General features: G+C 59.2%; 23 protein-coding genes, 3 tRNA genes and 1 other RNA gene. 10 read left to right on the forward strand and 17 right to left on the reverse strand.

What is annotated here, in order from left to right:
- Window positions 1–74: 74 nt before the first annotated feature.
- From modF to gpmA, 5 genes are all read left to right on the forward strand, one after another.
- A complete protein-coding gene (modF, locus tag B3797_RS02680) occupies window positions 75–1547 on the forward strand; it encodes a molybdate ABC transporter ATP-binding protein ModF (protein WP_311790309.1) in 1473 nt (490 codons plus the stop codon).
- 234 nt (window positions 1548–1781) lie between these two features.
- On the forward strand, window positions 1782–2831 hold the full coding sequence (gene galT, locus B3797_RS02685) for a galactose-1-phosphate uridylyltransferase (protein ID WP_311790310.1): 1050 nt from the start codon (window positions 1782–1784) through the stop codon (window positions 2829–2831).
- Window positions 2828–3976 (forward strand): galactokinase, encoded by a 1149-nt coding sequence (gene galK, locus B3797_RS02690; RefSeq protein ID WP_311790311.1) that lies wholly within the window; start codon window positions 2828–2830, stop codon window positions 3974–3976. The genes galT and galK overlap by 4 nt, the downstream gene beginning before the upstream one ends.
- Window positions 3970–5004, forward strand: coding sequence for a galactose-1-epimerase (gene galM, locus B3797_RS02695; protein ID WP_311790312.1), 1035 nt, complete (start codon window positions 3970–3972; stop codon window positions 5002–5004). Before galK ends, galM begins: the two co-directional genes overlap by 7 nt.
- Before the next feature lie 163 nt (window positions 5005–5167).
- A complete protein-coding gene (gene gpmA / locus B3797_RS02700; RefSeq protein ID WP_311790313.1) occupies window positions 5168–5920 on the forward strand; it encodes a 2,3-diphosphoglycerate-dependent phosphoglycerate mutase in 753 nt (250 codons plus the stop codon).
- 95 nt (window positions 5921–6015) lie between these two features.
- Here gpmA and aroG read toward each other — a convergent pair whose 3' ends face one another.
- Window positions 6016–7068: a 3-deoxy-7-phosphoheptulonate synthase AroG gene (gene aroG / locus B3797_RS02705; RefSeq protein ID WP_311781966.1), complete on the reverse strand. Its 1053-nt coding sequence runs from the start codon at window positions 7066–7068 to the stop codon at window positions 6016–6018.
- Between the two features lie 288 nt (window positions 7069–7356).
- Here aroG and B3797_RS02710 point away from each other — a divergent pair, with 288 nt between their 5' ends.
- From B3797_RS02710 to zitB, 4 genes are all read left to right on the forward strand, one after another.
- Window positions 7357–7713, forward strand: coding sequence for a YbgS-like family protein (locus B3797_RS02710; RefSeq protein ID WP_311781967.1), 357 nt, complete (start codon window positions 7357–7359; stop codon window positions 7711–7713).
- A gap of 88 nt (window positions 7714–7801) precedes the next feature.
- Window positions 7802–8383 carry a response regulator transcription factor gene (locus B3797_RS02715; RefSeq protein ID WP_311781968.1) on the forward strand — a complete coding sequence of 194 codons (582 nt, stop codon included), beginning with the start codon at window positions 7802–7804 and terminating at the stop codon, window positions 8381–8383.
- Complete coding sequence (locus tag B3797_RS02720) at window positions 8365–11418, forward strand: hybrid sensor histidine kinase/response regulator (RefSeq protein ID WP_311790314.1); 3054 nt, start codon at window positions 8365–8367, stop codon at window positions 11416–11418. Before B3797_RS02715 ends, B3797_RS02720 begins: the two co-directional genes overlap by 19 nt.
- Window positions 11408–12364, forward strand: coding sequence for a CDF family zinc transporter ZitB (gene zitB, locus B3797_RS02725; protein ID WP_311790315.1), 957 nt, complete (start codon window positions 11408–11410; stop codon window positions 12362–12364). Before B3797_RS02720 ends, zitB begins: the two co-directional genes overlap by 11 nt.
- Here the strand turns inward: zitB and pnuC are convergent.
- The 3 genes from pnuC to B3797_RS02740 all read right to left on the reverse strand — a co-directional run bounded on the left by pnuC (window position 12358) and on the right by B3797_RS02740 (window position 14810).
- Window positions 12358–13080 carry a nicotinamide riboside transporter PnuC gene (pnuC, locus tag B3797_RS02730; protein WP_311782256.1) on the reverse strand — a complete coding sequence of 241 codons (723 nt, stop codon included), beginning with the start codon at window positions 13078–13080 and terminating at the stop codon, window positions 12358–12360. The two genes, zitB and pnuC, sit on opposite strands and share 7 nt — an antisense overlap.
- Window positions 13081–13090: 10 nt before the next feature.
- Window positions 13091–14152, reverse strand: coding sequence for a quinolinate synthase NadA (nadA, locus tag B3797_RS02735; protein ID WP_311790336.1), 1062 nt, complete (start codon window positions 14150–14152; stop codon window positions 13091–13093).
- A gap of 139 nt (window positions 14153–14291) precedes the next feature.
- A complete protein-coding gene (locus B3797_RS02740; protein ID WP_311781971.1) occupies window positions 14292–14810 on the reverse strand; it encodes a methylated-DNA--[protein]-cysteine S-methyltransferase in 519 nt (172 codons plus the stop codon).
- 157 nt (window positions 14811–14967) lie between these two features.
- On the opposite strand from B3797_RS02740, the gene B3797_RS02745 reads away from it, so the two are divergent.
- Window positions 14968–16440: an AlkA N-terminal domain-containing protein gene (locus tag B3797_RS02745; RefSeq protein ID WP_311790316.1), complete on the forward strand. Its 1473-nt coding sequence runs from the start codon at window positions 14968–14970 to the stop codon at window positions 16438–16440.
- Window positions 16441–16551: 111 nt separating this feature from the next.
- On the opposite strand, the gene B3797_RS02750 is transcribed toward B3797_RS02745, so the two are convergent.
- From B3797_RS02750 to cydX, 13 genes are all read right to left on the reverse strand, one after another.
- Window positions 16552–16685, reverse strand: a non-coding RNA gene (locus tag B3797_RS02750) — RtT sRNA.
- Window positions 16686–16728: 43 nt separating this feature from the next.
- Window positions 16729–16804: transfer RNA gene (locus B3797_RS02755), tRNA-Lys, on the reverse strand.
- Window positions 16805–16846: 42 nt separating this feature from the next.
- Window positions 16847–16922, reverse strand: a tRNA-Lys gene (locus tag B3797_RS02760).
- 68 nt (window positions 16923–16990) lie between these two features.
- Window positions 16991–17066, reverse strand: a tRNA-Lys gene (locus tag B3797_RS02765).
- A gap of 166 nt (window positions 17067–17232) precedes the next feature.
- Entirely contained in the window at window positions 17233–18045 is an 813-nt protein-coding gene (gene cpoB / locus B3797_RS02770; RefSeq protein ID WP_311790317.1) for a cell division protein CpoB, read from the reverse strand.
- 9 nt (window positions 18046–18054) lie between these two features.
- Window positions 18055–18579 carry a peptidoglycan-associated lipoprotein Pal gene (pal, locus tag B3797_RS02775; protein ID WP_120451493.1) on the reverse strand — a complete coding sequence of 175 codons (525 nt, stop codon included), beginning with the start codon at window positions 18577–18579 and terminating at the stop codon, window positions 18055–18057.
- A gap of 50 nt (window positions 18580–18629) precedes the next feature.
- Window positions 18630–19925 carry a Tol-Pal system beta propeller repeat protein TolB gene (tolB, locus tag B3797_RS02780; RefSeq protein WP_311781974.1) on the reverse strand — a complete coding sequence of 432 codons (1296 nt, stop codon included), beginning with the start codon at window positions 19923–19925 and terminating at the stop codon, window positions 18630–18632.
- Window positions 19926–20037: 112 nt separating this feature from the next.
- A complete protein-coding gene (tolA, locus tag B3797_RS02785; RefSeq protein WP_311790318.1) occupies window positions 20038–21384 on the reverse strand; it encodes a cell envelope integrity protein TolA in 1347 nt (448 codons plus the stop codon).
- A gap of 27 nt (window positions 21385–21411) precedes the next feature.
- Window positions 21412–21840, reverse strand: coding sequence for a colicin uptake protein TolR (gene tolR, locus B3797_RS02790; RefSeq protein ID WP_033751683.1), 429 nt, complete (start codon window positions 21838–21840; stop codon window positions 21412–21414).
- A 13-nt stretch (window positions 21841–21853) separates the two neighbouring features.
- Window positions 21854–22540, reverse strand: coding sequence for a Tol-Pal system protein TolQ (gene tolQ / locus B3797_RS02795; RefSeq protein WP_120451487.1), 687 nt, complete (start codon window positions 22538–22540; stop codon window positions 21854–21856).
- Window positions 22537–22941, reverse strand: coding sequence for a tol-pal system-associated acyl-CoA thioesterase (gene ybgC / locus B3797_RS02800; RefSeq protein ID WP_311781976.1), 405 nt, complete (start codon window positions 22939–22941; stop codon window positions 22537–22539). Before ybgC ends, tolQ begins: the two co-directional genes overlap by 4 nt.
- Before the next feature lie 177 nt (window positions 22942–23118).
- On the reverse strand, window positions 23119–23412 hold the full coding sequence (gene ybgE, locus B3797_RS02805; protein WP_311790319.1) for a cyd operon protein YbgE: 294 nt from the start codon (window positions 23410–23412) through the stop codon (window positions 23119–23121).
- On the reverse strand, window positions 23412–23525 hold the full coding sequence (gene cydX, locus B3797_RS02810) for a cytochrome bd-I oxidase subunit CydX (RefSeq protein ID WP_120451481.1): 114 nt from the start codon (window positions 23523–23525) through the stop codon (window positions 23412–23414). The genes ybgE and cydX overlap by 1 nt, the downstream gene beginning before the upstream one ends.
- Window positions 23526–23536: the final 11 nt, after the last annotated feature.

Here is a 23536-nt window from a genome sequence, read left to right on the forward strand (position 1 = left end):
GATGCGCCATGATTTGACTTCCCCGGCAGCTGTGGTTACAACTCGGTAATACAGTGCATAAAATGGGATAAATCATGGCTTCATTGCAAATTTCGCAAGGCACGTTTCGTCTTAGCGACACCCGATTACTCAACCTTAACGATTTGCGGCTGGCAGGCGGCCAGAGCTGGGCCTTCGTCGGCGCCAACGGCAGCGGCAAATCGTCGCTGGCGCGCGCGCTGGCGGGCGAGCTGACACCGGAAAAAGGCGACTTTATCAGCCAGTTTGCGCGTCCGACGCGTCTGTCGCTGGAGCAGCTGCAAAAGCTGGTCACCGATGAATGGCAGCGCAACAACACCGATCTGCTGAGCGAAGGCGAAGATGATACCGGCCGCACCGCGCTGGAGATTATTCAGGACGAGATAAAAGATAACGCGCGCGCGCAGGCGCTGGCGGAACGGTTCAGGATTAGCTATCTGCTCGACCGGCGCTTTAAATATCTTTCCACCGGCGAAACGCGCAAAGTCCTGCTCTGTCAGGCGCTGATGAAACAGCCCGATCTGCTGATCCTCGACGAGCCTTTTGACGGCCTTGATGTCGCCTCGCGCGCCAGCCTGACGGAGACGCTGGCGAACCTGCAGCAGCCCGATGTCGCGCTGGTGCTGGTGCTCAACCGTTTTGACGATATTCCCGATTTTATTCAGCAGGTAGGCGTGCTGGCGGAGTGCACCCTTACCCACGTCGGCGCGCGCGATGCGATCCTGGCGGAGGCGCTGGTGGCGCAGCTGGCGCACAGCGAACAGCTGGAGGGCATGGCCCTGCCTGAGCCGGACGCCCCCGACCAGCTTCCGCAGCTGGCAGCGGATGCGCCGCGCGTCATACTGCGCAACGGCGTGGTCTCTTACAATGATAAAGCGGTAATTAACGGGCTGAGCTGGCAGGTTAACGCCGGTGAGCACTGGCAGATCGTCGGACCTAACGGCGCGGGCAAATCAACGCTGCTGAGCCTGGTCACCGGCGATCATCCCCAGGGCTACAGTAACGATCTCACGCTGTTCGGCATCAGGCGCGGCAGCGGCGAAACCATCTGGGATATCAAACAGCATATCGGCTACGTCAGCAGCAGCCTGCATCTCGACTATCGCGTCAGCGTGAACGTGCGCACCGTAATCCTCTCCGGCTTTTTCGATTCGATCGGCCTCTATCAGGCGGTATCGGAAAGGCAAAAGGCGCTGGCGCGGCAGTGGCTGGCGCTGCTCGGCATGGACAACGCGCTGGCCGACGCGCCGTTCCACAGCCTCTCCTGGGGTCAGCAGCGGCTGGTGCTGATCGCGCGCGCGCTGGTGAAGCATCCGGCGCTGCTGATCCTTGATGAGCCGCTTCAGGGGCTGGATCCTATTAACCGCCAGCTGGTGCGCCGTTTCGTCGATATTCTGATTGGCGAAGGCCGTACGCAGCTGCTGTTCGTTTCGCACCATGCCGAAGACGCCCCACGCTGCATTACCCACCGCCTGAGCTTTATCCCTGCCGCAGAGGGCTACACCTACCAGCAGGAGAGCCTGCGTTAATCAGCGCGACGCCGCCCGGCGGCGTCCGCTTATTTTCCCTGACCCGTCTTATGTAACCGCTACCATTGCTTAGCCTTTTTAACCTGCCTGTCCCGCTGCAAAAGGCTTTGAATAAGAATTTTCAGCTTGTGTAAACGATTCCATTTATCCAGACTTGATCACGCTTTACCGGGCGCTGATGTGCTATTTTTTAACAATGCCTGTCTGGCTTTTTGACGTTAACCAGGACTCAACATGGAAAAATTTAACCCGGTCGATCATCCGCATCGCCGTTACAATCCGCTGATCGATCAGTGGATCCTCGTTTCGCCACACCGTGCCAAACGTCCCTGGCAAGGCGCGCAGGAAACCCCATCGCAAGAGAGGCTCCCGGCGCACGATCCGGACTGCTTCCTCTGCGCGGGCAATACGCGCGTCACCGGCGACAAGAACCCTGACTATAAAGGCACTTACGTCTTCACTAACGACTTCGCCGCGCTGATGACCGATACGCCAGAGGCGCCGGAAAGCAGCGACGTGCTGATGCGCTGCGAAAGCGCACGCGGCACCAGCCGGGTGATCTGCTTTTCGCCGGACCACAGCAAAACGCTGCCGGAGATGTCGCTGCCCGCGCTGGAAGAGGTGATAAAAACCTGGCAGGAGCAGACCGCCGATCTCGGCCAGCGCTATCCCTGGGTGCAGGTTTTTGAAAACAAAGGCGCGGCGATGGGCTGCTCCAATCCTCATCCACATGGGCAGGTGTGGGCCAACAGCTTTTTACCCAACGAAGCGCAGCGCGAAGACACTAATCAGCGCGCCTATTACGCCGCGCACCGCTCGCCGATGCTGGTGGACTACGCCGCGCGCGAACTCAGCGACGGAAGCCGCACCGTAGTCGAAACCGAACACTGGCTGGCGGTGGTGCCCTGGTGGGCGGCCTGGCCGTTCGAGACGCTGCTGCTGCCGAAGAAAGCGCAGGTTAAACGCCTGAACGATCTCTCGCCTGAGCAGAGCGCAGATCTGGCGAAGGCGCTCAAGCAGCTGACCAGCCGCTACGACAACCTGTTCCAGTGCTCTTTCCCCTACTCCATGGGCTGGCACGGCGCGCCGTTCAACGGCGAAGAGAACGATCACTGGCAGCTGCACGCGCACTTTTACCCGCCGCTGCTGCGCTCGGCTACGGTTCGCAAATTTATGGTCGGCTACGAAATGCTGGCTGAAACCCAACGCGATTTAACGGCGGAACAGGCGGCGGAACGCCTGCGCGCCGTTAGCGATATTCATTTCCGCGAGGCAAAACAATGAGCTTAAAAAGCACCACGCAGCAGATTTTCACCGACACCTTTGGCTATGCGCCGACCCACACGATCCAGGCGCCGGGCCGCGTTAACCTGATTGGCGAACACACTGACTACAACGACGGCTTCGTGCTGCCGTGCGCCATCGACTATCAGACGGTAATTGCCTGCGCGAAGCGCGACGATCGTCAGGTGCGCGTCGTCGCAGTGGATTACGATAATCAGCAGGACAGCTTCTCGCTCGACGCGCCGATTATGAGCGTGAAAGAGCCGATGTGGGCTAATTACGTGCGCGGCGTGGTGAAACATCTGCAGAAGCGCGACCCCAGCTTCGGCGGCGTTGATATGGTGATCAGCGGCGACGTCCCGCAGGGCGCTGGCCTGAGTTCGTCAGCGTCGCTGGAAGTGGCGGTCGGCACCGTATTTCAGCAGCTTTATCACCTGAAGCTCGACGGCGCGGCTATCGCCGTCAACGGTCAGGAAGCGGAGAACCAGTTCGTCGGCTGCAACTGCGGCATTATGGACCAGCTGATCTCCGCGCTGGGCAAGAAAGACCATGCCATGCTGCTCGACTGCCGCACGCTCGGCACGCGTCCGGTCTCTATGCCGAAAGATATCGCGGTGGTGATCATCAACTCTAACTTCCGCCGCAATCTGGTCGGCAGCGAATACAATACGCGCCGCGAGCAGTGCGAAACCGGCGCGCGCTTCTTTGCCCAGCCTGCGCTGCGCGACGTAGATATTGAACAGTTCAAAGCGGTAGAGCACGAGCTGGATCCGCAGGTAGCAAAACGCGTGCGTCACGTTCTGACCGAAAATGCCCGTACGCTGGAGGCCGCCGACGCGCTGAGCAGAGGCGACCTGAAACGCATGGGCGAGCTGATGGCGGAATCTCACGCCTCTATGCGCGATGATTTTGAGATCACCGTTCCGCCGATCGATACGCTGGTCGAGATCGTCAAGGCGGAGATCGGCGAGCGCGGCGGCGTGCGTATGACCGGCGGCGGCTTCGGCGGCTGCGTTGTGGCCCTGATGCCGTTCGATCTGGTCGATCAGGTGAAATCGGCGGTCGCGGAGCAGTACGAAGCGAAAACCGGCATCAAAGAGACGTTCTACGTCTGCACCGCCTCAGAAGGAGCCGGCCAATGTTAAGCGACGTCAATTCACACGCGCCAGACGGCCAGCCGTGGCGCATTACCGTTTTACGCAACGCCAACGGCATGGTGGCGACGTTTATGGACTGGGGCGCGACCTGGCTATCGGCGCGCGTGCCGATGCGCGACGGCAGCGTGCGTGAAACCCTGCTCGGCTGCGCCACGCCTTCCGACTATCTGCATCAGGACGCCTATCTCGGCGCGACTATCGGGCGCTATGCCAACCGCATCGCCAACGCGACGCTGACGCAGCATCATATTCAGCTGTCGGCGAATCAGGGCGAGCATCAGCTACACGGCGGGCAGCAGGGTTTCGACAAGCGCCGCTGGCAGATCGTCAGCCAGAGCGAAAACAGCGTGGTTTACCGGCTTGACTCGCCGGACGGCGATCAGGGTTTTCCGGGCAATCTGCTGGCGCAGGTGCGCTATGAGCTGGATGACGACAATTGTCTGTCGATCAGCTATCAGGCCGAAGTCGATAAGCCCTGCCCGGTCAACCTGACGAACCATGCCTACTTTAATCTTGACGCGCATCATGGCGACGCGCGCCAGCATCGCTTACAACTGCTGGCCGAACATTATCTGCCTGTCGACAGCGCCGGGATTCCCAACGCGCCGCTGAAAGCGGTGACAGGCACCAGCTTCGATTTTCGCGAGGCGAAGATCGTGGCGCAGGATTTCCTCGCCGATGCGGATCAGCAGGCGGTTAAAGGCTACGATCACGCCTTTTTGCTCGACAGCGCTGGCGACGTCAGCCAGCCTGCCGCGCAGCTCTGGTCCGCCGACGGCGAATTGCAGCTGACCGTGATGACCGCCGCGCCCGCGCTGCAGTTCTATACCGGCAACTATCTGGCGGGAACGCGCGCGCGTGAGCAGGAAAGCTATACTGCTTTCCAGGGTATTGCGCTTGAGAGCGAATTTTTACCCGATTCGCCGAATCATCCTGAGTGGCCCCAGCCCTCATGCTGGCTGCAGCCGGGCGAGCGCTGGGAGTCCGTGACGCGCTACCGCTTTACGCCGCGCTGAGCCGCCGGATGAAAAACGCGCAGTGCGTCGCCGACAGGCTTACGCCCTGCGCCGTTTTCCGCTATGGTATGGCGCTATCCATGTGCCGCCGGGCGCGCGCGTCGGGTTGGTTGCAGCAAGGTTTCCATTATCGTAGAAACATCAAAGAGTTAAGGAGTTAACTATGGCCGTAACTAAGCTGGTTCTGGTCCGCCACGGCGAAAGTCAGTGGAACCAGGAAAACCGCTTTACCGGATGGTATGACGTGGACCTTTCTGATAAAGGTCGCACCGAAGCCAAAGCAGCCGGTCAGCTGCTGAAAAAAGAAGGTTTCGTCTTCGATTTTGCTTACACCTCCGTGCTGAAACGCGCCATTCACACTCTGTGGAACGTTCTTGATGAGCTGGATCAGGCCTGGCTGCCGGTTGAGAAATCCTGGCGTCTGAACGAGCGCCACTATGGCGCGCTGCAGGGTCTGGACAAAGCGGAAACGGCTGCCAAATATGGTGACGACCAGGTTAAACAGTGGCGTCGCGGCTTCGCGGTTACGCCGCCGGAGCTGGATCGCAGCGACGAACGTTTCCCTGGCCATGACCCGCGCTATGCGAAACTGAGCGCTGAGCAGCTGCCGACTACTGAGAGCCTGGCGCTGACCATCGATCGCGTTATTCCTTACTGGAACGAGAGCATTCTGCCGCGCATCAAGAGCGGTGAGAAAGTGATCATCGCTGCGCATGGTAACTCGCTGCGCGCGCTGGTGAAATACCTCGACAATATGAGCGAAGATGAGATCCTTGAGCTGAACATCCCGACCGGCGTTCCGCTGGTTTATGAGTTCGACGAGAATTTCAAAGCGATCAAACACTACTATCTGGGCGATGCCGACGAGATCGCAGCGAAAGCTGCAGCCGTCGCTAACCAGGGTAAAGCAAAGTAAGCGTGAGCTGAATGCAAAAAGGCCAGACAGATGTCTGGCCTTTTTTATTGCTGCCGCTCGGATGCTGGCATAAACGGCATCTCAGTCGGCGTTAATCAGCCGCGGCGCTGCTTAACGGCCGCCGCCAGCTGGCGCAGCACTTTATCCGTGTCATTCCAGCCGATACAGGCGTCGGTAACGCTCTTGCCATAGACCAGCGGCTCGCCGCTCTCCAGGCTCTGATTGCCTTCGACCAGATGGCTTTCAATCATCACGCCGATAATGCCATGCTCGCCGCCTGAAATTTGCGCCGCTACGTCATCGGCCACTTCCATCTGCTTCTGATACTGCTTGCTGCTGTTGGCGTGGCTGAAGTCGATCATCACCTGCTGAGGCAGACCGGCCTTCTCCAGCCCGGCTTTTACCGCGCTGACGTGCTGCGCGCTGTAGTTCGGCTCTTTGCCGCCGCGCAGAATGATATGGCAGTCCGCATTACCGCTGGTTTCCACAATCGCCGAGTGGCCGTATTTGGTCACAGAAAGGAAACAGTGCGGCGAACCGGCAGCGTTAATCGCGTCGATAGCCACTTTGATGGTGCCGTCGGTGCCGTTTTTAAAGCCAACCGGACAGGAGAGCCCCGACGCGAGTTCGCGATGCACCTGCGACTCGGTAGTGCGTGCGCCGATGGCGCCCCAGCTCATCAGGTCCGCCACGTACTGCGGCGTAATCATATCGAGAAACTCGCCCGCCGCCGGCAGTCCGCTGTCATTAATTTCCAGCAGCAGCTGGCGCGCCAGACGCAGGCCGTCGTTCAGCTGAAAGCTGCCGTCCATATAGGGATCGTTAATTAGCCCTTTCCAGCCCACGGTGGTGCGCGGTTTTTCAAAATAGACGCGCATCACCACTTCCAGCTCGCCTTTCAGCTCGTCACGCAGCTTCAGCAGACGCGAGGCGTACTCTTTCGCCGCCTGCGGATCGTGAATCGAACAGGGGCCGATCACCACCAGCAGACGATCGTCCTGGCCCTGCAAAATCTGATGGATAGCGTCGCGGGCGCTGGCAACGGTGCGAGCGGCATTATCGGTTGCGGGAAACTTTTCCAGCAGCGCAACGGGAGGCAGCAGCTCTTTGATATCCCGAATGCGTAAATCATCGTTCTGGTAATTCATTAATCATTCCATTTATTTCTGGCCCAACGCGCGTCGGGCACAACCCGTCCAATTTATCCCGTTGCGCCCGGAGTGTAAATTCAGGACGCATCTTAAATGCACGAGTGAAATTTGCATTTATAGGGTTCTCAACTAGGCTTTTAATTGTAAGCACTGAGGAATGGTTCGCTTACATTATTTATGCCTTCCGGACGACCTTTGGGTGAAATTAAATTTCGCCGGAACATCTTTGCGTCAAACTGCAGCATCGGGTTTCAAACAGCAGCTTTCATTGATTACAGGAGCATAATGATGAATAAATTTGCAATGATTTTTCTGACGGCGGCAATGACATTAGGCAGCGGCGCGGCAATGGCCGACAATAACGGCACCGCTAACCAGGCGGCTGAAGCAGGCGCGGCAGCAGGCGGCGCAAAACAGAATCTGCCGCCGAATAATGTTGATAACAGCAAGATTAATAACACTGACACCAATACTAATCCTGCGGCTAATGGCGGCAGCACGAGCGGCAGCAATATGTCTGCTAACGAAATGGATCAAAACAGCCAGTGTAAAGATGGCAAGTGCCCGGATATTAACAGCAAGGTTCAGACCAAAGAGGGCGGCGGTAAAGTCGACCGTAAAACCGACGGCACCACGCAGTAATATATTCTGGAGAGCTTCGGCTCTCCATTATTTTTCTCTACGCTAACTTCCGCTATGCTGGGGCAATGAATCCTGTCAGGAAATGTTCATGGCCTCGCTGTTGTTGATAGATGACCATCCGCTGGTTGAAGTAGCGCTGGAAGCCGCGCTTGAACGAGCGCCCTTTCCCATCCTTTTACGCTCCGCCGCCAGCGAACAGCAGGCGCGCCAGCTGCTGACGCAGCCCACCGACATTATCGTGCTGGATATCGGGCTGCCGGACGGCGACGGGCTGGAAATTCTGCGTCGTCTGAAGATCCACTTCCCGCATATCCCCGTGTTGATCTACTCGGCTCAACAGAGCAGTCACTATTTGCGCAGCGCGCAGGCGCTGGGCGCGGCGGGCTATATCGTCAAAAGCCAGCGTATGGAACAGCTGCTGAGCGCTATTCTCGCGGTGCTGGGCGGCCAGCTCGCTTTCCCGCCCGCCGCTGACGCACCTGCCCTGCCGCTTACCAGTAAAGAACAGCAGGTGCTGGCGCTGCTGGCGAGCGGCCTCTCTAATCTGCAAATCGCCGAACAGCTGCATATCAGCAATAAAACCGTCAGCACCCATAAAAAAAATATTCTGGAAAAAACCGGCGCGCGCTCAGTGGTGGAGCTGGCCGACCTGTGGAAAGCACAGCAGTGAGATGGCTGCTGCTACTGCTCTCTCTGGCCGCTACCCTAACCTGGGCAGAAGTACGGCCGGTCAGCAGCCTGGATCTGCCGATGATGATGCCTGTCAGCGGCGCCGATACGATGCAGGGAAAAACGCTGCGCGTCGGGCTGCTGGAGGAGAGTAACGCGCCCTGGACGATGCGCGTCGGCGACGAGCTTTACGGACTTGACGCCGACGCGCTGGCCGCGCTGCACCAGCTCACCGGCGCCCGCTTCACGCTAAAGCTGTTCGCCGATCGCGCGCAGCTGATGGCGGCGCTGCAGAGCGGCCAGATCGATTTTGCGCTGGGCGCGCTGCCGAACCCGCTGCCGGCGGGCGTACTGCACAGCGAAAGCTGGTTCAGCAGCCCGCTGCGTATCTATCGCAGCCAGCGCAACGCGCGCGCCGTGATGTTCAATAGCCAGAACGCGCAACTCGCTATTAGCGGCGTGACGCTGGCGCAGCTGCCCGCGGCGGTTGCGGAAAAGCATCGCTGGCGCACCTACAGCAACGATCTCCAGGCGCTCTCCACGCTGCTGAATCAGCAGAACGACTATGTGGTGGCGGATGAGATCAGCGCCAGTTTTCTGCTCAGTCAGCTGCAGCAGGGCGAGATCTATCAGATCGCCTCGCAGCTGGATGTCGGCCAGCTGACGCTACGCGCTTTCGCCCGCGATGCCGGACTGATCGACTGGCTGAATCAGAGCCTGCGCCAGCTGCCTGCCGAGCTGGTGACCAATCTGCAGTCGCGCTGGGGCGCGCCGCTGCCGCGCTATCAGGATACGCAAACCCTGATGCTGAGCGCGGCGGAGCGCGCGTGGCTGCGCGCGCATCCGGTGATCTACTACGCGGCGGAGAGCGATAACGCGCCCTGGAGCTACCGTGACAGCAACGGCGCGGCCCGTGGCTACAGCGTCGATCTGCTGAACGCTATCGCGCAGAGCAGCGGCGTTCGCTTCGCGCCGCGCTGGGTCGCAGGCCCGCAACAGGCTGATGAACTGCTGGCGCAGCGTCAGGTGATGCTGCGGCTGACGCAGCCGCTCAACGGCGAAGCGACGCAAAACGCCACGCTGCCGGTCTGGCGCGCCCTATGGGGCATTTACAGCCGGCGCGACGCCAGCTTTAGCCGCTGGCACGATCTGTCGGGCAAACGCATCGGCCTGTTGCGCGACGACGTGGCGACGCAGCTGTTGCCGCCGGACGTGACGCCGCAGGTCTTTACCGATCGCGCCAGCCTGTACGACGCGCTGGCGAATGGGCAGATCGATGCGCTGGCCGATAACGTATTATCGGCGCGCTGGCGCATCGCCGGACGCTACGGCGATCGGCTACATCTCGCCTTCGCCGCCAGCGATATCGCCTGGCCGATCGCGCTGGGCGTAACCGCTGACCAGCCGCTGCTGCGTCCGCTGATCAACCGCGCGCTGCAGCAAATTCCCGTCGACACGCAGCGTCAGATGCGCGACGGCTGGCTGACGCCGCCGCAGCCGGGCAATGTGATGGCGATGCGCGCGCTGCCGCGGCTGGTGCTCGCCGCAGCGGGCGCGGCTATCCTCATTTTGCTGCTGCTGCTGGCGCGCCGTTACTGGCAGCAGCGTCGCGAACGGCTACAGCGTCAACAGGCCGAGCGCGCCAACGCGATGAAAAGCCAGTTTCTTGCCACCGTCAGCCATGAGTTACGCACGCCGATGCAGGCGATTCTGGGGCTGCTGGAGCTGGAAAAAGCGCGCTCCGCGAACCTGGCGCTGGTCTACAGCAGCGCCCGTTCGCTGCTGACGCTGCTGAACGATCTGCAGGATCACGCGCGTATTGAGAGCAACAGCTTTGCCCTTGCACCGCGTCCGCTGGCGCTGGGCGAATGGCTGGCGCAGCAGCAGCGCTTTTATCATCCGCTGATGCGTGCGGGCGGCCCGACGCTGAGCGTAGAGGCACTGACGCCGCTGCCGGATTGCGTGATGATCGATGCGGATCGGCTCCAGCAGGTGATCAACAACCTGATGACCAATGCGCTGAAATTTACCACCCAGGGCGAGATACGCCTGTCGCTTGCCGCCGACGAACGGCTGGTATTTACCCTGCGCGACAGCGGCAGCGGCATTCCGCCCGAGGAGCAGGCGAAGCTGTTCGATCCCTGGTATCAGGCACCGTCCGGCAAAAAGGTATCGGTGCAGGGCAGCGGGCTGGGGTTGTTTATCTGCCGGGAGATTGTGCAGCGCATGGGCGGCGACATCGCGCTGCGCTCGCAGCCCGGCAGAGGCACTGACGTGACGGTGACGCTGCCGCTGCAGCGCTGCGAGGTCGTGCCGCAGGAGAGCACCATTCTGCCCCGCTACGCCGCGCTGCGCGTCGCCATCGTCGACGATCATCCGGCGAATCTGCTGGTGTTGCAGCAGCAGCTGGCGCGGTTCGCGGTTGAAGCGGACTGTTTCGCCGAGGGGCGCGCCCTGCTGCGCGCCGACGCCGCTCAGCCCTACGATCTGCTGTTTATCGACCAGATGATGCCGCGCCCGGACGGCCAGCTGCTGCTGCGGCTGCTGCGTCGCCGCGACCGCCAGCGTCAGACGCGGCCGATGCGGGTGCTCTGCTCCGCCGATGCGCAGCTGCTCAGCCTGCCGCTGCAGGAGAACGAACGTGTGCTGATCAAGCCGGTGCAGCTCAGCGATCTCGCCACGCTGCTGGCGCATTTCGATCGGGACCCGCTGGCGGCGCTGGATGATAATCTGCGCCAGCTGGCGCAGCAGAACGAGAAATTTCTGGCGCGTCTCAGCCAGACCCTGCGCGACGCGTTGAACAACGATGTGGCGCGCATTACGGCGGCGCGCGCGGCAAACGACTGGACCCAGCTGGCGGAAGCGGCGCATCGCATGAAGGGAAGCTGGCTGCTGATCGGTATGCAAGAGGGCGCCGGGCTCTGTCAGCAGCTTGCCGATTGCGCTAAACAGCAGCAGGACGCGCCGGACGACTGGGATTTGCTACTATTACTCACCAACAGGCTACTGAAAAAACTGGACTCTTATGGCTCATAATCATTCTCATAGCGCGCCGGCAGGCAATCGTAAACGCCTCGCGGCCGCCTTCGCCGTCACGGCACTCTTTATGGTGGCGGAGGCGGTTGGCGGATGGATCTCCGACTCGCTGGCGCTGCTGGCCGATGCCGGTCATATGCTTACCGACGCCGCTGCGCTGCTGATGGCGCTGCTGGCGGTGCATTTCGCCCAGCGCAAACCCAACGCCCGTCACACCTTTGGCCTGCTGCGTCTTACCACGCTGGCGGCGTTCGTTAACGCAATCGCCCTGCTGGTGATCACCGCGCTTATCGTCTGGGAGGCGCTGCGTCGCTTTTATGAGCCGCAGCCGGTGACTGGCGGCCTGATGCTCGGCATCGCCGTTGCAGGCCTGCTGGCGAATATGCTCTCTTTCTGGCTGCTGCATCATGGCAGCGAGGAGAAGAACCTTAATGTGCGCGCCGCTGCCCTGCACGTAATGGGCGATCTACTTGGCTCGGTCGGCGCGATTGTAGCGGCGTTGATTATTCTTTATACCGGCTGGACGCCCATCGATCCGATTCTGTCGCTGCTGGTGTCGCTACTGGTGCTGCGCAGCGCCTGGGCGCTGCTGCGCGAAAGCCTGCACGAACTGCTGGAGGGCGCGCCGGAAGTGATCGATGCGGAAAAGCTGACGCGCGATTTAACGCTGAATATTCCCGAAGTGCGCAACGTGCACCATGTACACGTCTGGCAGGTGGGCGAGAAACCCGTGGTAACGCTGCACGTGCATGTGATCCCGCCTTACGATCACGATGCGCTGCTGCAGCGTATCCATCACTATCTGCACCAGAAGTATCAAATTGAACACGCTACGGTGCAGATGGAGTATCAGCCTTGCGCCACGCCCGACTGCGATCTTGGCTTTAGCGGTGGCTCAGCGCCGGAGCATCACCATCATCACGGCGAACATGCGCATTCTCACTGACGCGCCAGCGCGCGCGAGCCATGCTGGCGCGCGCTCGCTATCCACATGCGCGAACCGTTAACCGCAATCAGCGTCAGGATCACATACTCCAGCGCCATGGCGTAGACGCCCTGACGCGCGAAAATCATTACGCTGATAATGTCGATAACCACCCACAGCAGCCAGTTTTCGACATATTTGCGCGTCATCAGGATCATCGCCACGATGGAGAGCACCATCATGCTGGCATCCCAGAACGGAAAGGCATCGGGCTGCAGCGTCGGCATCGTGACCTGCAGGCCAAGCGCGTTCATCAGCGATACGGCGATCTGGCTCAGGAAGGCGAAGACCGGATCGATATAGCGCGTCATCAGCGCAATGGCGATAACGCAGACCGCTCCCCAGCCCAGCGCTTTCGGCAGCGGCAGCCAGCGGATTTTCAGCGCAGCCTGGCGATCGTCGGTTTGCCGGCTCCATGCGTACCAGCCATAAACATTCGCGACGAAGAAGAAAAGCTGCAGCAGCAGGCTGGCGTAGAGCTGAATCTGAAAGAAGATTGCGGCGAACAGCGTGACGTTGATCAGGCCGAACGGATAGTTGATGACTTTCTCCAGGCTGGCGAGCCAGATGCAGAGCAGTCCCGCCAGCGTGCCGATGGCTTCAATCCAGGAAAGATCGTAGCCGCCCGCGCCGAGCGGAATATGAACCAGGATATTGCTTGTACTGAAAAAATCCATCATCTGTTCCTCAGGCGTTCCCTTTTACCTTAAGTTTGAGTTCCGCAGCAAAGGATAGCATGCGGTCGAGCGGCAATAATGCCGCCTCGCGCAGCGCGGCATCAACCTCTATTTCATGCTGCGCGCCGCCCTGCTCCAGCCCTTCGGCAATCGCTTTTAGGCCGTTCATCGCCATCCAGGGGCAGTGCGCGCAGCTGCGGCAGGTGGCGCCCTCGCCTGCGGTAGGTGCTTCCAGCAGCGTTTTTTCCGGCACCGCCTGCTGCATTTTGTAGAAGATGCCGCGATCGGTCGCCACGATCATTTGCGGATGCGGCAGCCGCTGCGCCGCCTGAATCAGCTGGCTGGTCGAGCCGACCGCGTCGGCCAGATCGACCACCGCCTGCGGCGATTCCGGATGCACCAGCACCGCCGCGTCGGGATAGAGCGCTTTCATGCGCAGCAGCGCCTGGGTTTTGAATTCGTCATGCACAATGCAGGCGCCCTGCCAGCAGAGCACGTCCGCGCCGGTTTTTTGCGTAACGTAGCGGCCGAGATGGCGATCCGGCGCCCAGATGATCTTTTCGCCCAGGCTGTCGAGATGGTCGATCAGCTCAACCGCAATGCTGGAGGTCACAACCCAGTCAGCGCGCGCTTTGACCGCCGCCGAGGTGTTGGCGTAGACCACCACGGTACGGTCGGGATGGGCGTCGCAAAAAGCGGTGAACTCTTCAATAGGGCAGCCGAGATCGAGGGAACATTCCGCCTGCAGCGTCGGCATCAGCACCGTTTTTTCCGGGCTGAGGATTTTGGCGGTTTCGCCCATAAAACGCACGCCCGCCACCAGCAGCGTTGAGGCGGGATGGGTGCTGCCGAAGCGCGCCATCTCCAGCGAGTCCGCTACGCAGCCGCCGGTCTCTTCCGCCAGCGCCTGGATTTCCGGATCGGTGTAGTAGTGAGCCACTATCACCGCATTGCGTTCTTTTAACAGCCGCTTGATTTTTCTGAGGTAAAATTCTTTTTCATGAGCACTGAGCCGCGCGGGTTTCGCCGGAAAGGGCCAGGCTGCGTTTTCTGTATCGAATAAAGCACTCATCACACCGCTCTCGTTTTATCAAATGAACGAAAATCATTTAAAACGGCGGATATGAGCGCTCATCCCGCCATCGTGTTTTATATGCTAAACACGATAGCGGAAACGCTCAGCGGTGTCGTGCTCTTTTTTAAGCGGAAGCTTAGCGCGGCTCCTCTGTGAACAGCGGCAGCACGCCCGCCTTTTGCGGCATTTCCAGATCCAGCAGAAAGGCTTTGACCTCCAGCCCACCGGCAAAGCCGGTGAGTTTGCCGTTGGCGCCGATAACGCGATGACAGGGCGCGACGATGGAGAGAGGATTTCTGCCGTTCGCCGCCCCCACCGCGCGCACCGCCTGCGGGTGGCCGATCTGGCGGGCGATTTCGCTGTAGCTGCGCGTTTCCCCAAAGGGGATCGCCACCAGCGCGTTCCACACTTTTTTCTGAAACTCGGTGCCGACGAAGTCGAGCGGCAGCGTAAAGCAGCGGCGTTCGCCGGCAAAATATTCCCGCAGCTGACGCTCGGCTTCAATAAGGACTGGATGCGCCTCATCGCGCGTTTGCGGCAGAAAGCGCGAGCCATGCGGGTCGTCGTTTTTCCACAGGATGGCTGCAAGCCCGCGCTCGCTCGCCACCAGTTTCAGTTCGCCCACCGGCGTGGAGACAAGTTTGAAGTGATACATGATGCCGTTCTCCCGGTTTGAGACAGTCTCTATTGTCGCATTTTATCCATGGCGCGCTGGCCGTTTTCGGTCATCAGGCTAAACTGCTTTGCTGTCCGAAAACAGCGAGTCTGCATCAGAAACCGGGTATAGGCTCTGTTTATTTGCAGGAGTCATCATGTTCGATTCTGAGATTGCTTATCAGGCGTTAACCTCACGCGATACCCGTTTCGACGGCGTTTTTTTCGTTGGCGTCACGTCGACCGGCATTTACTGCCGCCCCATCTGTCCGGTTAAAGCGCCGCAGCAGAAGAACTGCCTGTTTTTCGCCAGCGCTGAAGCGGCGGAGAAGGCCCATTTTCGCCCCTGTTTGCGCTGTCGGCCCGAACTCGCGCCGGGCAATGCGCCGGTTGACCAGCCTCACCGCGTGGCGGATCGGCTGATTCAGCGTATTGAAGAGGGCATGCTGGAGGAGCGCGAGGGGCTGGAGGCGATCGCCGCCGAGTTTGGCGTTAGCCTGCGTCAGCTGCGCCGTATCGTGCAGCAGGAACTTGGCGTATCGCCGCTGGAGCTGAAGCAGACGCGCCGTATGCTGCTGGCGAAGCAGCTGCTGACGGAGACGCAGCTGCCGGTGACGGAAGTGGCCTACGCCAGTGGTTTCAGCAGCCTGCGTCGCTTTAACGACGTGTTTCAGGCGCGCTATCGCATGACGCCGAGCGCGCTGCGAAAAGGCATCAGCGCCGCGACGCGCGCGCAGCCGGGCGACAGCGCCACGCTGCGCCTGGTGTATCGCCCGCCCTATGACTGGGAGGCGATGCTGGCCTTTTTGCAGACGCACGTCATGAAAGAGGTCGAGGCGGTGCAGGATGGCACCTACCGGCGAACCGTGGCGCTGGGCCGCTGTCGCGGCTGGGTCAGCGTGTCGCATTTACCTGAAAAGAGCGCGCTGCAGGTCACCTTTTCCACTTCGCTGACGCCGGTGTTGCCGCTGCTGCTTCGAAGACTGCGCGATCTTTTTGACCTCAACGCCCAGCCGCAGATAATCGCCGCCTGTCTGGCTCAGGATGCGCTGCTGGCGCCCAGCCTGCTGGCGCATCCCGGCTTACGCGTGCCGGGCGCATTCGACGCGTTTGAGCTTGGCGTGCGCGCTATCATCGGCCAGCAGGTGACGGTTAAGGCCGCTACCACCGTCAGCAGCCGCTTTGCCGCCGCTTTTGGCGAACCCTGCGAGACGCCCTTCCCCGATCTGACACGTTACACAGCCCAGCCAGAGCGCATTGCCAGCCTGACGGTAGACGATGTTGCACCGCTGGGTATCGTCAGCGCGCGCTCACGCGCCATTATCGCCTTCGCGCAGGCGTGCGCATCAGGAACGCTGCGTTTTAACGCCACTCAGTCGCCCGAGACGGTAATGAAGCAGCTGGTGGCGCTGCCGGGCATTGGCCCCTGGACAGCGCACTATATTGCCATGCGCGCGCTGCGCTGGCCGGACGCTTTCCCCAAAGAGGATATTGCCATCCGCAATAATCTTGGCGGCCTGAAGCCGTCCGAGGCGGAGGCGCGCTCCCAACAGTGGCGTCCGTGGCGCAGCTATGCGGTGATGCATATCTGGGAGAGCCTTACGGCTGCGAAGACGAAGAAGACGTCGTAACGGGGAAGAGGATGCAGAAACAGAATTTGCCCTGCGCAGGCTCTCATCCTGCACGTTAAGCTCAGGTGCGCAGAAACGAAAAAAGCGCCTATAAGGCGCTTTTTCCTGAATTGGTGGGTCGTGCAGGATTTGCCTCGGCCCGTCCGGGGCCTCGCCCTGCGGGTGATGCTTCGCATCAGCCTGAATCGCTCCGGCGATTCAGTCGAACCTGCGCAGTTTCTCATCCTGCACGTTAACCTTGTGTGCGCAGAAACGAAAAAAGCGCCCGTTGGGCGCTTTTCTCTGAATTGGTGGGTCGTGCAGGATTCGAACCTGCGACCAATTGATTAAAAGTCAACTGCTCTACCGACTGAGCTAACGACCCGCTTGGGGCTTACAACCCGCAAACATGAAGCCTGCGAAAAGATGGTGGGTCGTGCAGGATTCGAACCTGCGACCAATTGATTAAAAGTCAACTGCTCTACCGACTGAGCTAACGACCCATCTTTAGGTTGTGAAGCGATGCTGAAGTTTCTCAGCAACAGAGAAAAGAACCTGTTCGCTGAGAAGATGGTGGGTCGTGCAGGATTCGAACCTGCGACCAATTGATTAAAAGTCAACTGCTCTACCGACTGAGCTAACGACCCATCTTCAGGCTTGCCAGACACATTTGCAATCTGTCCCGGCAACGGCGGCATATATTACTGATTTACCGAGGTAGCGCAACCCTTATTTTCCACCAGCGGCGTCAACTGCTTACCTTTCATGCTGCCAGACCAGAAATCAGGCAAAATCCGGTGCTGGCTGCACAAATTACAGCCCGTCGAGACGTTTTTGCGCCTGCTTTGCTGAATCGGTATTGGGGTAAAGTTTGATCACCTGCTGGTAAACCGCTTTGGCTTTCGCCGTGTCGTTTTTCTCCTGCATGATGACGCCAACCTTTAGCAACGCTTCAGAGGCTTTCGGCGACTTCGGGTAATTTTTCACCACGGTGGCGTAATAATAAGCCGCGTCGTCTTTTTTACCTTTGTTGTAATTCAACTGACCCAGCCAGTAATTGGCGTTCGGCTGGTAGGTTGAATCAGGATAGCGCTTCACCCACGCCTGCAGCGCCGCGATCGCCTGGTCATAATGTTTCTTTTCCAGAATCAGCGCTACCGCAGCGTTATAGTCGCTGTTAGCGTCGCCGCTCTGCACCGGCGCGCCTGATGAGGCCGCTGCGGCGCCTGCGCCCGCACTGGCCGCCGCACCCGCATCTGCATCAGCGCCTGCCGCCGGTGCGGCAGCGCCGCTTTGCGCCCCATTATTCGCGCCGCTGCTGCTCAGGCTGTCGATCTGCTGATAGAGCTGCTTTTGCCGCTCGATGACCTGATTAAGCTGGTAGCTGTTTTGCTGGATTTGCCCGCGCAGAGAATCGATATCGCTTTGGTTATCGCTCATCTGCTGCTGCAGTTGCTGCAGAAGCTGAGCCTGGGCATTGGAAATTCGTTCAAGATTGGTGACACGGTCTTCGACCGAGCCAGAGCCGACGCTACTGATTGACGCCTGGGCATTAGCGGCCCAGGGGGCCGCTACGCCAACCAGTAACGACAGACCCAACAGATGAAGTCTGAAGTTACTAATCATGTGATTCTCTTAGTAGACCAGAACGGCACGACGGTTTTTAGAGTAAGCCGCTTCGTCATGACCCAGAACAGCCGGTTTCTCTTTACCGTAAGAGACGATAGACATCTGGTCAGCTGACACGCCTTTGCCCTGCAGGTACATCTTCACGGCGTTAGCACGACGCTCGCCCAGTGCGATGTTGTATTCCGGCGTACCGCGCTCATCCGCGTGACCTTCGATGGTCACTTTATATGACGGGTTGCCGCGCAGGAAGGCTGCGTGCTGGTCCAGCATCTGAGCGTAATCAGACTGCACGTCATATTTATCCAGACCGAAGTAAACGATGTTGTTCTGCTGCAGCTGCTGCATCTGCAGACGCGCCTGCTCGTCAGAAGACATGTTGCCGCTGCCGTTCATGCCAGAACCGTTGCCGTAAGCGCCATCAGCGCCCATGCCAGTCTGGTCGTTATTGTTGTTTTTGTGTGAGCTACAAGCGGCTACAGCCAGAACCGGCAGAGCCAGCATCAACCCTTTCAGCACTTTGTTCAGTTGCATTTCAAAATCCCATTATTGTTAGATGTTTGCTTAACCCGCAGAAGCGGATATCACAGATACGGCGACCAGGCAGGGAATTTAACCTGTCCATCGGTTGCCGGAAGACGCGCTTTGAAACGCCCATCGGTTGAGACCAACTGCAACACGGAACCCATCCCCTGAGTAGAGCTATAGATTACCATCGTGCCGTTCGGTGCCAGGCTTGGCGTTTCATCCAGGAACGTGTTCGTCAACGTTTGGACGGCACCCGTTTCCAGATCTTGTTTGGCGACGTGCTGCGCACCACCGCTGGTGCTGATCATCACCATAGACTTACCATCGGTTGAGACGTCCGCATCCTGGTTCTGTGCTCCTTCCCAGGTAATACGCTGCGGCGTGCCACCGTTGATGCCAATTTTGTAGATTTGCGGCGCGCCAGCCTGGTCCGAGGTATAGGCCAGCGTCTGGCTGTCCGGGAACCAGGTCGGTTCGGTGCTGTTATAGCGTCCGTCGGTTACCTGACGCGTCTGGCCAGAGCCCAAATCCATTACGTAAAGGTTAAGACTGCCGGTTTTCGACAGGGCGAACGCCAGTTTGGAGCCGTCCGGAGAGAACGCCGGCGCGCCGTTGTGACGCGGATAAGAAGCGACCTGACGGATAGCGCCGTTAGAGAGCGTCTGCACCACCAGCGCCGATTTGCCGCTTTCAAAGGTAACGTAAGCAACTTTGGAACCGTCCGGCGACCATGCAGGCGACATCAGCGGCTGCGGCGAGCGATGCACCACAAACTGGTTGTAACCATCGTAATCCGCTACGCGCAGCTCATACGGGAACTGGCCGCCGTTGGTCTGCACGACGTAGGCGATACGGGTGCGAAACGCGCCCTTGATGCCCGTCAGCTTTTCAAACACTTCGTCGCTGGCAGTGTGTGCCGCATAGCGCAGCCACTGTTTCGTGACCTTGAAGGAGTTCTGGGCGATAACATTGCCCGGCGAACCGGCGGTATCGACCAGCTGGTAAGAGACCTGATAGCTGCCGTCCGGGTTCGACTGAACCTGACCGACGACTACCGCGTCGATGCCCAGCGCGGTCCATGCCGCAGGCTGAACTTCCTGGGCGCTGGTCGGCTGCTGCGGCAGACGAGAGACATCCAGCGGATTAAACTTGCCGCTGTTGCGCAGGTCAGCGCCGACGATGCCGCCGACATCTTCCGGCGCCGCGCCGGAACCTGCCCATTTAAAAGGCACAACGCCAATTGGACGGGCCGTGTTGACGCCCTGTGTAATTTCGATGCGGACTTCTGCATGCAGCATGGCCGCCCACAACAGTATAAAAAAGCCTAACGTGACACGAAGAGCTTGCTTCATCTTATCTCCCTTATCTGAACCTCAGTCCACGATAACTGGCACAGTTCCTGAAAAACATGACTTCTGTTTGTTTACGGCTTAACCATAGATCAAGCTGACGTAAGATACTGCATTATTGCGGCTTGAAATCCAGCGGCGCGTTCTTAAAGACCTGATAAACGTCCTGCGTCGGCGGTTTAGGAATACGCGCCTGACGCGCGGCCGCTAACGCCGCCTGACAGAGCGCGGGATCGCCCCCTTCCGCTTTGGCGTCAATCAGCAAACCATCCGGCGCCAGCTTGATGCGCAGCGTACAGGTACGACCCTTGTAGTTTTCCCAATCGTAAAACTTACTCTGGATCGCTGCCTGGATCTGGCCCGCATAGTTGCTGATATCCGCACCGGACGCGCCCGATTTTTTCTGGTTGCCCTGTCCTGCCGGCGCGCCGCCGCTGGCGTTGCCGCTCTTCGGTGCATTTTTGCCGGAGGTAAGGCCGCCAAGCAGATCGTCGACGTCGCTGCTGTTTTTCGCCGCTTCCGCCGCTGCTTTTTTCTTCGCATCGGCTTTCGCTTTAGCCGCTGCTTCCGCTTTGGCCTTCGCCTCGGCTGCTGCTTTCTCTTTCGCAGCTTCCGCTTTTTCTTTGGCTTCCTGCGCGGCCTTCTCTTTCGCCGCTTCAGCTTTCTCTTTCGCTTCCTGAGCGGCCTTCTCTTTCGCCGCTTCGGCTTTCTCTTTCGCTTCCTCAGCGGCCTTCTCTTTCGCCGCCTCGGCTTTTTCTTTCGCTTCCTGCGCGGCTTTCGCTTTGGCATCCGCCGCCGCTTTTGCTTTCGCCTGCGCCTCAGATTTCGCCTTCGCGTCGGCAGCCGCTTTGGCGTCCGCAACCGCTTTCTCTTTCGCGGCGGCCGCGGCTGCGGCTTTCGCCTGCTCTTCCGCCTTTTTCTTCGCGTCGGCGGCAGCCTGTTTCGCCTGCTCTTCTGCTTTCTGCTTCGCTTCAGCGGCGGCTTTCGCCTGCGCCTGCGCTTCAGCTTTCGCATCAGCTTTGGCTTGCGCGGCGGCCGCTTCAGCTGCTTTCTGCTGCTCCTGCGCCGCTTTAGCAGCCGCTTCCGCCTGTTTCTGCTGCTCAGCCTGCTCTTTGGCCGCTTCCTGCGCCTGAAGACGCTCTTTTTCCAGCTCCTTCAGGCGTTGCTGTTCGGCGGCCTGCTTCTGCTGCAGCTCTTCAGCCTGCTGCTGCGCCTGCTTCTGACGCTGCTGCTCGGCGCGCTGGCTGTCGCTTTTCTGGTTCTGCTGACGATTGTACTGTTCCACTACAGCGCCGGGATCGACCATTACCGCGTCGATATCGCTGCCGCCGCCACCGCCGCTCGCCTCAATATTCTCGTTGAACGAGCTCCAGACCAGCAGCGCGATCAGCACGACGTGCAGAGCTACCGATATAATTATCGCGCGCTTTAACTTCTCGTTTTGCTCGGTTGCCTTCGACACACTCGGTTCCCAAAAAACGGTTCGACTTTAAATCGGCTGCGTCATCAAACCGACAGATTTAACGCCTGCCTGATGCAGCAGGTTAAGCGCTTTAATAATTTCGTCGTAAGGCACATCCTTTGCGCCGCCAATTAAAAAGACGGTTTTTGGATTCGCCTCAATGCGACGCTGCGCCTCGCTTACCACCTGTTCCGGCGGCAGCTGCTCCATACGATCGTGATCCACCACCAGGCTGTACTGGCCAACGCCCGAAACTTCTACAATCACCGGCGGATTATCGTCGCTGGAGACCGTTTTCGAATCAGTGGCGTCCGGCAGATCCACTTCTACGCTCTGGGTGATAATCGGCGCTGTCGCCATAAAGATCAGCAGCAGCACCAGCAGGACGTCGAGCAGCGGAACGATATTGATTTCCGATTTCAGGTCGCGGCGGCCGCGACCACGTACTCTGGCCATGAGTTACCTCCGCTTACTTAGCGTTATCGCTGGAGAAAGCCTGACGGTGTAGGATGGCCGTGAACTCTTCCATAAAGTTGTCGTAGCCCTGCTCCAGCTTATTGACGCGCTGGTTCAGTCGGTTATAGGCCATGACTGCCGGGATCGCGGCGAACAGACCGATCGCGGTAGCGATCAGCGCTTCGGCGATGCCTGGCGCAACCATCTGCAGCGTCGCCTGTTTTACTGCGCCCAGCGCGATAAAGGCGTGCATGATGCCCCAGACGGTGCCGAACAGGCCGATATAGGGGCTGATAGAGCCGACGGTACCGAGGAAAGGAATATGGTTCTCCAGAGTTTCCAGCTCGCGGTTCATTGAGATGCGCATGGCGCGGCTGGCGCCTTCGACCACCGCTTCAGGCGCGTGGCTGTTAGCTCGATGCAGACGGGCGAACTCTTTGAAGCCGGCGTAGAAAATCTGTTCTGAACCGCTCAGCTCTTCGCGACGTCCCTGGCTCTCCTGGTAGAGACGGGAAAGCTCAATGCCAGACCAGAATTTGTCTTCGAACGCTTCCGCCTCGCGTCCCGCCGCATTCAAAATACGGGTGCGCTGAATAATGATGGCCCAGGAGGCAATGGAAAAGCCGATCAAAATCAACATGATAAGTTTGACCAGAAGGCTCGCCTTCAGGAACAAATCAAGAATGTTCATGTCAGTCACTGCTTGAACTCCGCGACAATAGACTTGGGAAGCGCAATCGGCTTCATAAGATGTGGGTTAATGCAGGCAATCAGGACTTCTGCTTCATTCAGGACTTTGCCTTCTGCATTCACGATACGCTGGGAAAATGTCATGGTCGCGCGCGTCATCGCGGTGACTTCGCTCTGGATTTCCAGAAGGTCATCAAGACGTGCCGCCGAAACATAGTCCACCGTTATGCGCCGCACCACAAAAGCAACCTGCTCTTCCAGCAGAGTTTGCTGATTGAAATGGTGCTGACGCAACATCTCGGTACGTGCTCGTTCATAAAAAGCGATATAGCTGGCATGGTAAACCACGCCACCGGCGTCGGTATCTTCGTAATAGACCCGAACCGGCCAGCGAAACAGCGTTGTACTCACTCTACATCCCGGTCTCGTTTTTAAACGTTGCTACTATACGCAAGAGATTTGGGGTTGGGAATGGGATGCCAGAGCCAGGAGAAAATAATTATCGGACGGAAACAAACGGAAGGATTTTCAGTAGATTTCTTGACCTGCCGCTGACAATACTCCACAGCCAGCGGCGGCTGTTACGCGTTAGCGCCAGAACCAGTAGAGAGCCAGCAGCAGGACGATCAGGGCCACCGGCGGCGAGAAGAGCGCCTGCCAGCGCGTGCGGCGCGGGTGAAAGCCTACGCCGTGGATCACGCCGGCGCATACCGCCCAGATCACCAGAATGCCTTGCCATACCGACAGGGTGCTGGTGCTCGCAGCATAGCGCGAGGGATCCCAGAACAAACAGCCCGCCACAATCAGCGCCAGAATGAGCGAAAGGGCCCGCAGGGGCCCTTTGTTCATCAGACGATATGCCGTCCGAATCAGCTTGCGCATCAGGCACGCTCGTCCTGTGCGGCGCTCTCTTCAACATGCTCAAGCGCCAGCGCGGTGATCACGCCAAAAGCGCAGGCCAGCAGGGTGCCGAGAATCCAGGCAAAATACCACATGCGTCGTCTCC

Origin of the sequence: Pantoea sp. UBA5923 (assembly GCF_002431095.1) — a bacterium.
Lineage (GTDB): Bacteria > Pseudomonadota > Gammaproteobacteria > Enterobacterales > Enterobacteriaceae > Pantoea > Pantoea piersonii.